The organism is Antribacter soli, from assembly GCF_021568775.1.
GTDB lineage: Bacteria > Actinomycetota > Actinomycetes > Actinomycetales > Cellulomonadaceae > Antribacter > Antribacter soli.
Window position 1 is genome coordinate 26,315 of sequence record NZ_JAKGSG010000065.1, and the last position, 14,444, is coordinate 40,758.

Below are 14,444 nucleotides of genomic sequence, written 5' to 3' on the forward strand. Positions count from 1 at the left end.
TCCCGATGACGGATCTTGATGTCGCGTCGCCCGCGACGCCCACGGTGTCGGAGCGCGTGCGGGCACTGCACGCGCAGATGACCCTCGAGGAGAAGCTCGCGCAGATCGTCGGCTACTGGCTCGACCAGGGCGGCGACGTCGTCGCACCCATGCAGGGCGAGATGGTCGCCGGCCGGCAGGACCCCGGCAAGCTCTCCGAGGTCACCGCTCACGGACTCGGCCACTACACGCGTGTCTACGGCACGCGGCCGGTCGACCCGGCCGAGCGGGCGGCCTGGTTGTGGGAGGAGCAGCGCCGGCTCAAGCGTGAGACGCGCCTGGGCATCCCCGCGCTCGTCCACGAGGAGTGCCTCACCGGCCTTGCCGCCTGGAAGGCCGCGACGTTCCCGACACCGCTGGCGTGGGGCGCGTCGTTCGACCCGGACCTGGTCGAGGAGATGGGGCGCCTCATCGGCGGGTCCATGAAGCAGCTCGGCATCCACCAGGGCCTCGCGCCGGTGCTCGACGTCATCCGCGACCCCCGCTGGGGCCGGGTCGACGAGTGCATCGCCGAGGACCCGTACGTGGTGGGCACGCTCGGAACCTCCTACGTGCGCGGCCTGCAGGACGCCGGCGTGCACGCCACGCTCAAGCACTTCGCCGGCTACTCCGGTTCCAAGGGCGGGCGCAACCACGCCCCGGTCTCCGCCGGTCCGCGCGAGGTCGCCGACGTGTTCCTCCCGCCGTTCGAGATGGCGGTGCTGGACGGTCGTGCCCGGTCGGTCATGGCGTCCTACAACGACGTCGACGGCGTGCCCATGCACTCCGCCCAGGAGTACCTCACGGGCCTGCTCCGCGAGGAGTGGGGGTTCGACGGCGTCGTGGTCGCCGACTACTTCGGCGTCGCCTTCCTCACCGTCATGCACGCGATCGCGGCCGACCGCGGGCAGGCGGCTGCCCTCGCGCTGGAGGCAGGCGTCGACATCGAGCTGCCGTCGGGTGACGCCTACCTGGCGCCGCTGGCGGAGAAGATCCGCGCAGGCGAGCTCGACGAGGCCTACGTGGACCGCGCCGTCCTGCGTGCCCTGGCGCAGAAGGAGCAGCTGGGTCTCCTCGACGCCGACGCGTTCGAGGGCGCGCCCCCCGTCTCGATCGACCTCGACTCGCCCAGCCACCGCGATGTCGCCCGCCGCCTGGCGGAGGAGTCGGTCGTCCTGCTGTCGAACGACGGGGTGCTCCCGCTCGGCGCCGGGACCGGAGCACGAGTCGCCCTGATCGGCCCCAACGCGGACCGTTCCGAGGCTCTGATGGGCTGCTACTCGTTTGCCAACCACGTGCTCGCGCACCATCCCGAGGTGCCGCTGGGCTTCGAGATCCCGACGGTCACCGAGGCGCTGCGTGGCGAGCTTCCGGGCGCGGTGGTCACCTTCGCGCAGGGGTGCGAGGTCGAGGGCGACGACACGTCCGGGTTCCCGCAGGCCGTGGCCGCCGCGCAGGCAGCGGACGTGGCGGTGGTCGTCGTGGGCGACCAGGCCGGGCTCTTCGGGCGCGGCACCGTGGGGGAGGGCAACGACAGCGAGTCGCTCGAGCTGCCCGGCGTGCAGCGTCAGCTCGTCGAGGCGGTCCTCGCCACGGGCACACCGGTCGTGATGGTGCTGCTCACGGGTCGTCCGTACGCGATCGGCTGGGCGCTGGACGGCGACGCCGCCAAGCCCGGCGCGGTCGTCCAGGCCTTCTTCCCGGGCGAGGAGGGTGGCACCGCCGTGGCCGGCGTCCTCACTGGCCGGGTCAACCCGTCGGGCCGGCTGCCGGTCTCCTTGCCGCGCTCCACCGGGTCGCAGCCGTACTCGTACCTGCGCCCGATCCTCGGCGGCCCGTCGGAGGTCACCTCCACCGACTCGACACCGCTGCGCCCGTTCGGCTTCGGGCTCTCGTACACGACCTTCGGCCGCGAGCTGGTGGCGGTGGACCGCGAGGTCGTCGCGGGCGGCACCTTCCGTGCCGTGGTCCGCGTGACGAACGCGGGTGACGTGGCCGGCGCCGACGTCGTGCAGCTCTACGGGCACGACGTCCTCGGCTCGGTCGCCCGCCCGACCGTCCAGCTGCTCGGCTACCGCCGCGTCGAGCTGGCGCCGGGGGAGTCCGTCACCGTGACGTTCGAGGTCCCGACCCAGCGCTTCGCGTTCTCGGACCGCTCGATGACCAGGATCGTCGAGCCCGGGGACGTCGAGGTGTGGGCCGGCGCGAGTGCCGGCGACAACGAGGTCCAGGTCGTCGCAGAGGGCATCGCCGATCTGGACGAGCCTGGCACCGGGGCGATCGCGGGACGCGGGGGGCCGACGTCGGACCGCGCCACCGTGAAGGTGACGGGCGACGTGCACCGCGTGACCGGGGCGGATCCCCGCTGGGTGACGACGACCCTGTCGTAGTCGTGGCCACGACGCCGAGATGGTCGGGCGGACCGACTGTCTCGGCGTCTCAGGTCAGGGGAGAATGGCCGGATGCGGATCGACCTGTGGCTGTGGGCGGTGCGGCTGACCAAGAGCCGTTCGGTCGCCGCCGACCTGTGCCGCAGCGGCAAGGTCCGCATCAACGGGATCGCGGCCAAGCCGGCGACGACGGTCACCGTCGGCGACCGCGTGACGTGGCGCGAGCCGCTGCGCGACCGGGTCGTCGAGGTGGTCGAGCTGATCCCCAAGCGCGTGGGCGCACCGCTCGCCGTCAAGGCCTACAAGGACCACAGCCCGCCGGTGCCGACGCGCGTGGAGCGCGAGGCCGTCGGGCTGCGCGACCGCGGGGCGGGACGCCCCACGAAGCGGGAGCGGCGCGAGATCGACCGCCTCCGCGGCCGCGGCTGACCGCGGCGCGGGGTGCGGCGCCGCCGACGGGCCTGGCAGGACGGGACCTTGGTCCCGTCCGGGACGGGGCCGCCGCCTCTCACCTGCGACCGCCCCGCGGGGAGACGGTGGTGCCAGAGGCCGGAGCTGGTCCGGCCCTCGTCCCTGGGAGGACATGATGACCGCCGCAAGCCACCACATCCACACCGTCGAGGCGCGGGAGGTGAAGAGCGCCGCGGTCGCGGGCGTCACTGCTCAGACCGTCGGACGCTACGCCTTCGCCGGAGTCCGGCTCCTGCTGGCCTTCGAGTTCCTGTGGGCGTTCGGCGACAAGCTGTTCGGGTGGGGCCTGGCCACGCCGGCCGAGCGCGCCTGGGTGAACGGCGGCTCGCCGACCACGGGTTACCTCAGCAACGTCGAGGGCACGTTCGGCGGGTTCTTCGCCGGGCTTGCCGGCAACGCCTTCATCGACTGGCTCTTCATGCTGGGCCTCCTCGGGATCGGCGCGGCCCTCGCGCTCGGAATCGGCCTGCGGATCGCGGCCGGGGCCGGCGTGGTCCTCCTGATGCTCATGTGGCTCGCATCGCTGCCGCTGGCCAACAACCCGTTCGTCGACGCGCACATCATCGACGCCGTCGTGCTGGTCGGCCTCGCCGCGGTGGCCGCCGGCCACACCCTGGGCCTCGGTCGCTGGTGGGCCGAGCTGCCGATGGTCAAGAAGTACCCGGTCCTGCGGTGATCCGCGCTCTCCACCGAGTAGCGTGAACCCCGTGAACGACGCCCCGGTCCGAGTCTTCCTCGTGGACGACCACGAGGTGGTTCGCCGGGGCGTCGCCGACCTGCTCGGCTCGGAGCCCGACCTCGAGATCGTCGGCGAGGCGGGCACGGCACGCGAGGCGATCGCCCGCGTGCCCGCCATCGCGCCGGACGTCGTGGTCCTGGACGTGCGGCTGCCCGACGGCGACGGCGTCACCGTCTGCCGTGAGCTGCGCTCCCGGATACCGTCCGTGGCGTGCCTGATGCTCACGTCGTTCGCGGACGACGAGGCGCTCTACGACGCCATCCTCGCCGGCGCCGCCGGATACGTCCTCAAGCAGGTGCGTGGCACCGAGCTGGTCGACGCCGTGCGGACCGTTGCGAGCGGGGGCTCGACGCTCGACCCGCGCGCCGCCGCGCAGGTCATGGAGCGCCTCCGGGCCGACGCGCACCCGGCCGACGACCCGCTGGCGTCCCTGACCACCCAGGAACGCCGCATCCTCGCCCTCGTGGGGCAGGGCATGACGAACCGGCAGATCGGCGAGGAGCTCTTCCTCGCGGAGAAGACGATCAAGAACTACGTGTCCAGCATCCTCGCCAAGCTGGGGCTGGAGCGGCGTGTCCAGGCGGCGGTGCTGGCGACGAAGCTGGAGCGCGAGGGCAACTGACGCTCAGGCCTCCGGGAGCGGGACCCGCCAGGTCAGCCGGGTCCCGGGCCCCACGCCGCGGTCGCCGGCGCGGTCGGATCCGCGGGCGCCGTCCGCCCGGGCGGGGACCACGTCGAGGCTTCCGTCGAGCTCGCCTGCCCGGTCGGCGAGATTCGCCAGCCCGCCCCGGTGCTCGAGGTGGCCCGGCAGGCCGGTTCCGTCGTCGACCACGGTGACCGCGACGTCGTCGGACACCGTGAGGACCACGTCGACGCGGGTGGCGCCGGCGTGCCGCGCGACGTTGGACAGGCTCTCGCGCAGGACAGCGACCACGTGGTCCGCGATGTCGGCGGGGATGGACGTGTCGACGGTCCCCTCGAACCGCAGGTGCGGGGTGAAGCCGAGCGAGCGGGCCGCGCGGTCGACCTCGGTGATGACGCGGGAGCGCAGGCCGACCTGACGGGCGCCCCCTCCGGGCTGCAGCCGGTGGACCGTCGTGCGGATCAGCGAGATCGTCTCGTCGACCTCGTCGACGGCGGCGGCCAGGCGCGCGCCGGCGTCGCCCTCCACCTTCCGGCCCAGGGCCTGCAGGGACAGGCCTGTGGCGTAGAGGTGCTGGATGGCCAGGTCGTGCAGGTCGCGGGCGATGCGCTCGCGGTCGCGGAGGACGGCGAGGTGCTCGGCGTCGGTGCGCCGCTCGCCGAGCTCGAGCGCGAGCGCGGCCTGCGCCGCGAAGGCGCTGAGCGCCTCGACCACCACGGGGGCGAACGGTGCGCCGCCGCGGCGCCGGGCCACGGCGAGCACGCCCCTGGTGTGTTCCTGCTCGCCGAGGGGCATGACGACGAGGGGGCCCAGGTCGTCGGGGAAGGCGAGGGAGAGCCCGGCGCGGTCGTCGGCGACGGCGTCGGCCGTGACCATCGGCAGCCCCGACACGAACGTCTGCGCGGCGAAGGTGCCGGAGGCAGGAAGCGTCGTCCCGCGCATGCTCTGAGCACCGAGCCCGCACGCGGACCGGACCACGAGCCGTCCGGTGCCGGGCTCGGGCACGGCGATCGCCGCCAGGTCCGCTGCCGCCACCAGCATCGCCTCCGCGCCGACCAGATCGAGGACCTCCTCCGGCGAAGCGCCCGCCAGGACGCGGCGGGAGATCTCGTCGTTCCCGTGCGCCCAGCGTTCCCGCAGCCGCGCCTCGTCGTAGAGGCGGGCGTTCTCCACGGCGACGCTGGCGGCCGCCGCGAGCCCCTCGAGCGTCCGCTCGTCCTCGGCGTCGAAGAAGCGGCCGCCCCGCTTCTCCGTCAGGTAGAGGTTGCCGAAGGCCGCGCCGTGCACGCGCAGCGGTACGCCGACGAACGAGTGCATCGGTGGGTGCCCGGCGGGCACGCCGATCGAGGCGGGGTGCGTCGTGAGGTCCTGGAGGCGCAGCGGCACGGGGTGGCGGATCAGCTCGCCCAGCACCCCGTGGCCCGTCGGGTACGGGCCGATCCGCCGGATCTGGTCCTCCGAGAGCCCCACGGTCAGGAAGCGCGCGATCTGGCCGTCGTCGCCGAGGACCCCGAGTGCGCCGTACCGCGCGTCGACCAGGTCGGCCGCCGTCGTGACGATGCGGTGCAGCAGCGACTCGACCTCCAGCCCCCGGCCCAGGTTGACGATGGCCTCCAGGAGGAGGTCCATCCGGGCGCTCGCGCGTTCCACCATGCCGACCTCCGCCCTCGGGACCCCGCCGATCCCACCGTAGCGGGCCGGGACCTTCGGCCCGCCCGGTGGGGCCGGGCGCCTCTGACCGGGTGGCCCACCGCCGCGGTTCTCTTGTGGTGAGCGAAGGAGGAAGCGATGAGCTGCACCTGGTACCGGGGCGTCGTCGTCGGGGTGGACGGCTCCGAGGAAGGGATGCGCGCGCTCGACTGGGCGGCCCGGACCGCAGATCGGCACGGGGCACGGCTGACCGTCCTGTCGGCGTACTCGGTGCCGGCGTCCCCGGTGATCCCGGAGGTCGGGTTCACCGTGGCCGACGCCCGCGAGGACGCGCAGTACGCGATCGACCGGGCCATGGCGCGGCTGGGCGACGCTCGGCCCGGCGACCGGGTGGTCCAGACGAGGATCGCCCAGGGGTCCGCCCCGCACGTGCTCGCGCAGGAGGCGCGGTCCTGCGACCTGGTGGTCGTCGGCCGGCGCGGGCTCGGGCCGCTCGACCGCATGCTGCTCGGGTCCGTGTCCTCGGCGCTCGCGGCGGGAGCCCACGGCCCCGTGGCCGTCGTCCCGGCCGGGGCGAGCACGGGCGACCCGCGACGGGTCGTCGTGGGAGCGAGCCGCGACGACGACCTGGGCCTGGTCCTCGAGCTTGCCTTCGCCGAGGCGGAGCGCCGGGGCTGCCGGCTGGAGATCGTCCACGTCCTCGAGCCGCTCGGGGTGGAGGCCGGCCTGGACCGGTCGGGCTTCACCGCGGCCTGGCGCGAGGCCGCGGCCACGGACATCGGTGACGAGGTGACGCGCTGGGCGGAGAAGCACCCCCGGGTCACCTCCACGGTCACGCTCCGCACGGGCGACGCCGCGACGGTGCTGCTGCAGGGGCTCGCCCCCGACGACCTGGTCGTCGTGGGCGGCAGGCGGCACTCCCAGATGCTGGGCCGCCTGCTGCGGAGCGTGCCGGACAAGGTGCTCCGCGGAGCGCCGTGCCCGGTCGTCGTCGTGCACGAGCACCACGACTGAGCCTGTGGCGGACGGTAGGGTCGCCCGCATGACGCCGCGGATCGCCCGGCTCCTGGAGGGTGCGCCCGTCTGGGACGGGCACAACGACCTGCCGTGGGAGCTGCGCCAGCAGGTCGCGTACGACTTCGATGCCCTCGACATCGCGGGACCCGTCGCGTCGACCCATACGGACCTGCCCCGCCTGCGGGCCGGGGGCGTCGGGGCGCAGTTCTGGTCGGTGTTCGTGCCGGCGACGCTCGCGGGCGGCGCGGCCGTGACCGCCACGCTGGAGCAGGTCGACGCCGTGCACCGCATGGTCACGCGCTACCCGGACCGGCTGACGCTCGCCCGCACGGCGGACGACGTCGAGGCCGCCTGGGCCTCGGGCCGCGTCGCGTCCCTCATGGGCGCCGAGGGCGGCCACTCCATCGACTCGTCGCTCGGTGTCCTGCGCATGCTGCACGCCCTGGGCGTCGGCTACCTGACGCTCACCCACAACGACAACGTGCCGTGGGCCGACTCCGGGACCGACGAGGAGGTGCTCGGCGGCCTCTCGCCCTTCGGCGAGGACGTGGTCCGGGAGATGAACCGGATAGGGATGCTCGTCGACCTGTCGCACACGTCGGCGGGCACCATGCGGCACGCGCTGCGGGTCACGTCCGCGCCGGTCATCTTCTCGCACTCGTCGGCCCGGGCCGTCTGCGACGTACCTCGCAACGTGCCCGACGACGTCCTCGCCGCCCTGGGCGCGAACGGCGGCATCTGCATGGTGACCTTCGTGCCGCAGTTCGTGTCGCCCGCGGTGGCGCAGTGGAAGGCGGAGGGCGCCGCGGCCGCCGCTGCGGAGGGCATCCGCGACACCGACTACCTGGCGTTCACGCCGTTCCTGGAGCGGTGGCGCGTCGCGCACCCCATGCCGAGAGTGACGCTGGACGACGTCGTCGCCCACGTGGAGCACGTCCGCGAGGTGGCGGGGGCGGACCACGTGGGCCTCGGCGGGGACTACGACGGCACGTCCTTCCTCCCGGAGGGGCTCGAGGACGTCTCCGGCTACCCTCGGCTCCTCGCGGCGCTCGCGGACCGCGGCTGGTCCGACGCGGACCTGGCGAGGCTCACGAGCGGGAACATGCTGCGGGTGCTTCGCGCCGCGGAGGACGTGGCCGGCTGACGGCGGCCGGCCCGACGCGGACCGGGCCGGCCCGCTGTGCCCGGGCCGGCCCGCTGTGGGCGGAGAATGTGCCGGGTTGCGGCCTCGCGAGGCGGCACGAACTCCGCTCACAGCGAGGGGCGGGCCCCGCGGGCGTCAGCCCTCGGGCTCGTCCTCCGCCGCGAGGTGCGGCACGGAGGTGAACTCGGGCCGCAGGCCCTTCTTGGGCCCGAAGAACGCGCGGAACTTGTCCATGTCGGCGCGGACGTCGCCCGTGAGCTCGATCGTGGGGCCGACGCCGGCCGTGCGCGTCACCTTGTCGACATATCCGGTCACGACGGGCAGGCCCGTCTCGCGCGCGATCCGGTAGAACCCCGACTTCCAGCCCTTCGCGGCGCTGCGCGTCCCCTCGGGCGTGATGACGAGGTAGAAGCGTTCGCCGGCCTGGAAGCGCCGGATCAGGTCGTCCACGAGCCCGGCCGGGTCGCGCCGGTCCACGGGGACGCCGCCGAGCGCCCGCAGCACCGAGCCCGCGAAGCCGCGGAACAGCGTGTGCTTGGCGAGGAAGCGGACGCGCATCCGCAGCGACCACAGGATCGCGAGGAAGAAGGCGAAGTCCCAGTTCGACGTGTGCGGCGCGGCGACGATGACGGCCGGCGGCTCCGGGTACGGCTCGGCCTGCAGGCGGTAGCCGGTCACGCGCCAGAACAGGGCAGCCAGGGCGCGGCGGATCATGCGCGAGTCACGGAAGGCACGACGGTGGGCATCCGGCAACGGTAACCGGAACCGGCGCGCGAACCCATTCGGTGCTCAGGAGCCCAGCTCTACGACCTTCTTCTGGAACCCCAGCGCCACGCGCTGCAGCGACTCGAGCGGCGTCTGCTCGTTGTGGTGGCTGATCTGCCTGAGCATCGAGCCGGACGAGGCGAGCAGCGCGATCATCACGTCTCGCGCATCGGAGCGGTTGGCGAGGGCCTCGTGGAGGAGGTCCTGCACGAGGGGCGACTTCAGCCCGTCCTCCTCGGGGTCCAGCAGTGCGGTGAGAAGTGCGATGGACAACGAGCTACCTCGGACGCTGGCCATGATGTTCTCCCCCTGGAGTTGTGGTGCCGCGACGTGAACCGCCGGACGCACACCCCTGCGCGACCGGCCGTGGACCCCTTGTCTACCGCAGTCTGCGCCGCACCGCAGCCGGTGGCTGGGGTGCGGCGTCCAGCAAGGTCAGGTGAGCCTGCGCTGCACCCACGCCTCGCGCGCGGCACGCGCGGCCCGAGAGACGGCCGCGCCGGGGACGAGACCGTCGAAGGCGTGAAAGCCGCCCGGCCACACGTGGAGCTCGCAGTCCCCGCCGGCCGCCCAGATCGCCGAGGCGTACGCGACGATCTCGTCGCGGAACACCTCGGCCGAGCCGACGTCGAGGAACGTGGGCGGCAGGTCGGAGAGGTCCTTCGCGCGCGCCGGCGCGGCGTACGGCGAGACGTCGTCGGTCCCGTACCGGTCGCCCAGCAGGGCACCCCAGCCGGTCCGGTTGCTGACCCGGTCCCACACGCCGGCCCCGTCCATCTGGCGTGTCGAGACGGTCGCGTCGCGGTCGTCGAGCATGGGACAGAGCAGGAGCTGGGCGGCGATCGCGGGACCCCGGCGGTCCCGTGCCAGCAGCGCGACGCCCGCGGCCAGGCCACCGCCCGCGCTGCCGCCCGCGATCATCAGGCGCTCCGGGTCGAAGCCGAGCTCCTCGGCCTGCCCGGCGAACCAGACGAGGGCCGCGTAGCAGTCCTCCACCGGCACCGGGTCGGGGTGCTCGGGCGCGAGGCGGTAGTCGACGGTGACGGCTACGGCGTCGTACCGCTCGACCCAGTCCACGATCGCGTCGAGACCCTGCAGGCGGCTGCCGCTGATCATCCCGCCGCCGTGGATCCAGCAGACCGCCGGGCCGTCGCCGGCGTGGTCCGTGCGCCGCAGGACGCTGACGGTGATCTCGCCGCCGTCGTACCCGGGGACCGTGCGGTCCTCGATCGTCACCGGACGGCCTTCCGTCCAGCTCTCCGGGAGCGGGATCGCGCCCGAGGCCCGGGCCGCCTCGATGTCCTCGGGCCTGAGGGTGCCCTGCAGCATCGGCAGGAACTCCAGGACGTCCGCGAGCTCGGGGTCGAACGGCGGACGGGGCAGGTCCGGCATGTCACTCCTTCGTGGGCGGCGACGGCGTTTCCGCAACGCGCCCACGATAGGGCCGGGAACGGGAGGGGCCGACCGGTGTCTCCGGTCGGCCCCTCCTTTGTGTGCAGCCGTGTGGGTGGTCGGCTGAGTGGTGTCAGGCCAGGTGGCGGCCCAGGCGACGGGGAAGGCGACGGCCGAGCTGGCGGCGCCGGCGTGCCCAGACGGTCAGGACGAGACCGGTGATCAGGCTCAGCGTGGTCAGGGCGACCAGTGCGCTCGTCTCGTCGGGTCCGGTGACCGGGAGGATCGGGCCCGTGACCCCCTTGTCGGTGGCCGTCACGGACTGCCCGGCGGCGTTGAGGCCGGCGTGCGCGGTGGTGGACGTGATGCCCCCGGTCGTGGTCAGCGTGGGCGTGACCAGCCCGACCGTGACCTCTCCCGCGTCGTTGGTGTCGTCGACGGGGTTGGTGCTGTCGGTGTTGTCGACCGGGTCGACCGGGTCGACCGGGTCGACCGGGTCAACGGGGTCGGTGGGCTCGACGGGGTCGATCGGGAAGACGGGCTCGACGGGGTCGACCGGGTAAACGGGGTCGACGGGGTCGATCGGGTAAACGGGCTCGACGGGGTCGACCGGGAAAACGGGGTCGACGGGGTCGACCGGGTCGACGGGGTCGACGGGGTCAACCGGGTCGGGGTCGACGGGGTCAACCGGGTCGACGGGGTCGGTGGGCTCGACGGCGCACTGGACGTCGTCGAACCTCACCGAGAACGTCGCGACGGTCGGGGACGCTTGCGTCCAGCCTGTCGGCATCGCGGCCCAGGTGTAGTCGGAGCCGGTGGTTGCTGTGACCGTGGCGGTCTGGCCGGCGAGGTAAGGGCCGGCGGTGTTGGCGGAGTAGGTGACGCCCAGGCCGTTGGGCGCCAGGGTCAGGGTCGGGGGTGTGACCACACCGCCCACACAGACCGCCTGGGTGACGGCCGGGTTGACGGGCACCGCGGTGACCAGGACCGCGTTGGCGAACAGCGGCAAGGTCTGGACGCCCCGACCGGCGTCCGACACCGGTCCTGCCCCGGAGTTCTGGGACACGAGGATGCCGTAGTTCCCCGCGTGGAGGTTGCCCGTGATGGTCCCGGGCGGGTCACCGTAGGTGAGGGTCGCGTGGTACTCGATGACGATCGTCTCGCCGGCCTCGACGTCGGTGACCGTGCTGGCCAGCTCGATCTCGCCGGCCGACCAGGTCCCGGAGGCTGACGTGGGGTCGATGGTCTCCTGATCGTCACTGACGTACCCGGAGTCGCCGGTCGCCAGGAAAGCCGTCACCTGGGTGATGCCGACCTGGTCCGAGTTCCCGAACCTCGTGTCGAACCTCGTGGTGACCGTGACCGTCGACTCGCCCGCGGGCGCGTCGGCGTCGACAGGGACGACCTGGAAGTAGATGACCGTGTCGCCGCGCTGGAACGACCGGTTCTGCGACTGGCTCGTCAGCTGCGGCAGCACGTTCGAGGTGTCGGCGCCAGACGTGTCCGTCGTGGTGTAGGTGTCGGGGTGCGCAGCCCGGAACAGCGGCTGGCCGATGTCAGCGGCGGACGGACCGGTGCCCGCGGTCTCGGCCAGGATCGTGACCGGCTGCGCCGGCGCCGGCTCGGCGGGTGCTGGCTCCGCAGGTTCGAGCGCGATGGGGGCGGGCTCGACGGTTGCGGGCTCAGCTTCTGTGGCAGCCGGCTCTTCGGGAGCCGTCTCGGGAGCCGTCTCGGGAGCCGGCTCGGGAGCCGTCTCCGGTGCGGGCGCTTCGGTGCCCGTGGTCTCGCCGGTGATGGCCGCGTCGGATGGCGGTTCGACAGCGCTGCCGTCGTCGGCGAATGCGGCACTCATCGTCAGACCGCCGACGGCGGTGGCGAGAGCCGCCGCCAGGCAGGCGCTCAGAAACCTGGTGCTCGTTGCTCGGAGGCGTTTCTGGGCGCGACCGATTCCGGAGTGTGGCATGGCTCTCCCCTGTCCAAGGAAGCCAGGGGGCCGGCAACGCTTCGTCGCCCGTGCGAGGGATGCTCCCTGGCTCTTTCCTCTTGGAGGCTGACACATGCGCAAGGCGCAAGTCAAGCGAATCGGCAAAGTTTCCGATCACGCAACCAGTTTCATCCGGTTGAAAAGCGCCGACGAGGGCCCCACCCATGAGGTGAGGCCCTCGCCACCATGCAGAAGCCGGTCAGCCGACGCGGATGAAGACGGGGCTGGACTGCCAGATCTCTCCGTACCGGACGGTCTCGCCGGGCACCGGGGCCTCGATCTGCATACCGTCGCCGGCGTAGATCGCGATGTGGCCGGGGCTCCAGATCAGGTCGCCGGGCTGGGCCTCGGCGCGTGAGACGACCGTCCCGGCGTACCGCTGCTCGGACGACGTGCGCGGCAGGTCGATGCCGACCTGGGCGTAGACGTACGAGGTGAACCCTGAGCAGTCGAACCCGGCGGGCGTGGAGCCGCCCCACAGGTACGGCGCGCCGAGGTACTGCATGGCTACCGCGACCACCGTGGAGCCTGCGGCCGACGCGGGTACGGCGACCTCCTCGGCGGGCTCGGCGGCGACGGTCTGGGTGGTCTCCTCGGCCTGCTCGACCGCGGCTGCCGGCTCGGCGACGGGCTCCGGCTCCGGCGCAGGCGGCGGGGTCACGACGACGGCGGAGCTCTCGACCGTGAACCGGGCGTCCGCGGAGACGCTCACGACGGGGGCGGCCGCCAGTGCCTGGCTGGCTTCTTCCGTCAGTGCTCCGAGGTCGACGGTGCTGAGGATCCTGCTGCTCTCGGTGCTCGTGACGGCGTTGGCCGGGGCGCTGAACACCGAGACGAGGAGGCCGGAACCGGCTGCGACGAGGGCGCCCCGGCGGGCGGCCGCGCCGATCCCGCGCGCGGCGGCGCGGGAGTACGGGGTGAGGGGGGTGAGGGGTCTGCGGGCAGCACGATGGCGCCCGGGGGTGCGTGAGGTCACGGCAGATCTCCAGGACGCCTGCGAGGTGAGCTGTCGGGTTCGGGTCGGAGACTGACCCGGCCGAACGGACCTGCTGTTCGGCTTCACCCCAAGGACACCGTGGTGTCCACGTACGTGGGTCCCCCGTCCCTGTCATGTGTGGTGAGAGCAGACCTCGGGCGGTGACAGGGCTCGGCGCCCGCCTGGGTCCCCGGCGGATCGTCCGCTGGGTGGAGAGACCGTAACGCAGGTTCCTGGAAAAGTCACGATCAGGTCACGACCGGCGTGTCGTCGGTGTGTCGATATTGGAGAAAAGTCCCGTTCGACCCGCGGCGCCACCTCGAACATCGAGATCCCGGTTGGCATCGACCTCGGCGCGCACACCCGTCCGGGCGGCGAAACCATTGGAACAATTCAATTCTCGCTAAAAGCATTCAAAGCCGATTAAATGCATTCACGCGGCGCAATTCACCCCCCTCGGGTGGTGATCGCCACGCGGCAGAGTGCAAGCCTCGAAGTGAGAGCCGGGGGGCTTCCCTCGGCCGGGCAACGACGCGCTGCCGACCCCCTGGCTTTCTCTGAGGAGAATGTCATGCGGCACTCCGGAGTCGGTCGCGCCCAAGAGCGCCGCCGAGAATCAGCACCTTGGGTCAGGAGGCTGCTGGGCGCATGTCTGGCGGCGACTCTTGCCACAGCGACCGGTGGACTGGCGATCAGCACCGCATTCGCCGACGACGGCAGCGTCGTCGAGCCGGCATCCGACGCCGCCATCGCCGGCGACACTTCGGGCACCGAAGCGCTCGCACCGGAGACGGCTCCTGAGCCGGCACTTGAGCCGGCGCCCGACCCGGCTCCCGGACCGGCACCCGAGGATCCGGCTGCCGCAGAATCTGAGCCCGCATCCGTCGAGCCCGCCCCTGTCGTGCTCGAGCCTGCGGAGCCTGCACCCGCCGAGCCGGCGCCCGCGCCCGAGTCCGAGCCCGCGGCGGCGGAACTTGGAGTACCGGAAGCTCCCGCATCGGACGCTGCTTCGGCCGCGGCCGACGAGGTCACGATCCTGGTCGACACCGCAGGTCCGGGTCCGTCCGCTGGTGACATCGAACAGCCGCGGTTCCGGGCTGCGCACCCCGACACCTACACCACGGCCAACCCCGGAACTGCGGACACGTCGAACGTGCAGACGCAGCTGACGAGCAACACGCAGAACCGGTTCTTCGAGTGTGGCGACACGATCATCTACTTCCAGATCATCCCGATCGCGGCCGACGCGCCCTCG

Annotated in this window: 12 protein-coding genes, 1 pseudogene and 1 riboswitch; of the genes and pseudogenes, 7 read left to right on the top strand and 6 right to left on the bottom strand. The window is 72.9% G+C overall.

Going from position 1 to position 14,444, the window contains the following annotated elements:
- The first annotated feature begins 5 nt into the window (after nt 1–5).
- The 4 genes from L1785_RS22005 to L1785_RS22020 all read left to right on the top strand — a co-directional run bounded on the left by L1785_RS22005 (nt 6) and on the right by L1785_RS22020 (nt 4,240).
- A complete protein-coding gene (locus L1785_RS22005; RefSeq protein WP_236091403.1) occupies nt 6–2,408 on the top strand; it encodes a beta-xylosidase/alpha-l-arabinosidase in 2,403 nt (800 codons plus the stop codon).
- 72 nt (nt 2,409–2,480) lie between these two features.
- Complete coding sequence (locus tag L1785_RS22010) at nt 2,481–2,837, top strand: RNA-binding S4 domain-containing protein (RefSeq protein ID WP_236091390.1); 357 nt, start codon at nt 2,481–2,483, stop codon at nt 2,835–2,837.
- Between the two features lie 157 nt (nt 2,838–2,994).
- Nucleotides 2,995–3,555, top strand: a complete 561-nt coding sequence (locus tag L1785_RS22015; protein WP_236091391.1) for a hypothetical protein — start codon at nt 2,995–2,997, stop codon at nt 3,553–3,555.
- 31 nt (nt 3,556–3,586) lie between these two features.
- Nucleotides 3,587–4,240: a response regulator gene (locus L1785_RS22020; protein WP_236091392.1), complete on the top strand. Its 654-nt coding sequence runs from the start codon at nt 3,587–3,589 to the stop codon at nt 4,238–4,240.
- A gap of 3 nt (nt 4,241–4,243) precedes the next feature.
- Here the strand turns inward: L1785_RS22020 and L1785_RS22025 are convergent, their stop codons facing one another.
- Nucleotides 4,244–5,914, bottom strand: a complete 1,671-nt coding sequence (locus tag L1785_RS22025) for a GAF domain-containing sensor histidine kinase (protein ID WP_236091393.1) — start codon at nt 5,912–5,914, stop codon at nt 4,244–4,246.
- A gap of 135 nt (nt 5,915–6,049) precedes the next feature.
- Here L1785_RS22025 and L1785_RS22030 point away from each other — a divergent pair, with 135 nt between their 5' ends.
- Together L1785_RS22030 and L1785_RS22035 are read left to right on the top strand one after the other, a co-directional pair.
- Nucleotides 6,050–6,925, top strand: coding sequence for a universal stress protein (locus L1785_RS22030; protein ID WP_236091394.1), 876 nt, complete (start codon nt 6,050–6,052; stop codon nt 6,923–6,925).
- Between the two features lie 28 nt (nt 6,926–6,953).
- On the top strand, nt 6,954–8,072 hold the full coding sequence (locus L1785_RS22035; RefSeq protein ID WP_236091395.1) for a dipeptidase: 1,119 nt from the start codon (nt 6,954–6,956) through the stop codon (nt 8,070–8,072).
- Between the two features lie 135 nt (nt 8,073–8,207).
- On the opposite strand, the gene L1785_RS22040 is transcribed toward L1785_RS22035, so the two are convergent.
- The 5 genes from L1785_RS22040 to L1785_RS22060 form a co-directional block, all read right to left on the bottom strand.
- Nucleotides 8,208–8,786 (bottom strand): 1-acyl-sn-glycerol-3-phosphate acyltransferase, encoded by a 579-nt coding sequence (locus tag L1785_RS22040; protein WP_236091396.1) that lies wholly within the window; start codon nt 8,784–8,786, stop codon nt 8,208–8,210.
- A gap of 75 nt (nt 8,787–8,861) precedes the next feature.
- The gene (locus tag L1785_RS22045) at nt 8,862–9,134 is read right to left on the bottom strand and encodes a hypothetical protein (RefSeq protein WP_236091397.1); all 273 of its coding nucleotides are present in this window, start codon (nt 9,132–9,134) and stop codon (nt 8,862–8,864) included.
- 138 nt (nt 9,135–9,272) lie between these two features.
- Nucleotides 9,273–10,229 carry an alpha/beta hydrolase gene (locus L1785_RS22050; RefSeq protein WP_236091398.1) on the bottom strand — a complete coding sequence of 319 codons (957 nt, stop codon included), beginning with the start codon at nt 10,227–10,229 and terminating at the stop codon, nt 9,273–9,275.
- 133 nt (nt 10,230–10,362) lie between these two features.
- Nucleotides 10,363–12,081, bottom strand: a complete 1,719-nt coding sequence (locus tag L1785_RS22055) for a hypothetical protein (protein WP_236091399.1) — start codon at nt 12,079–12,081, stop codon at nt 10,363–10,365.
- Between the two features lie 331 nt (nt 12,082–12,412).
- Nucleotides 12,413–13,189, bottom strand: coding sequence for a C40 family peptidase (locus L1785_RS22060; RefSeq protein WP_236091400.1), 777 nt, complete (start codon nt 13,187–13,189; stop codon nt 12,413–12,415).
- Nucleotides 13,190–13,343, bottom strand: a riboswitch (cyclic di-AMP (ydaO/yuaA leader).
- 417 nt (nt 13,344–13,760) lie between these two features.
- Here L1785_RS22060 and L1785_RS22065 point away from each other — a divergent pair.
- A pseudogene (locus L1785_RS22065) lies at nt 13,761–14,444 on the top strand (hypothetical protein); the annotation flags it as partial.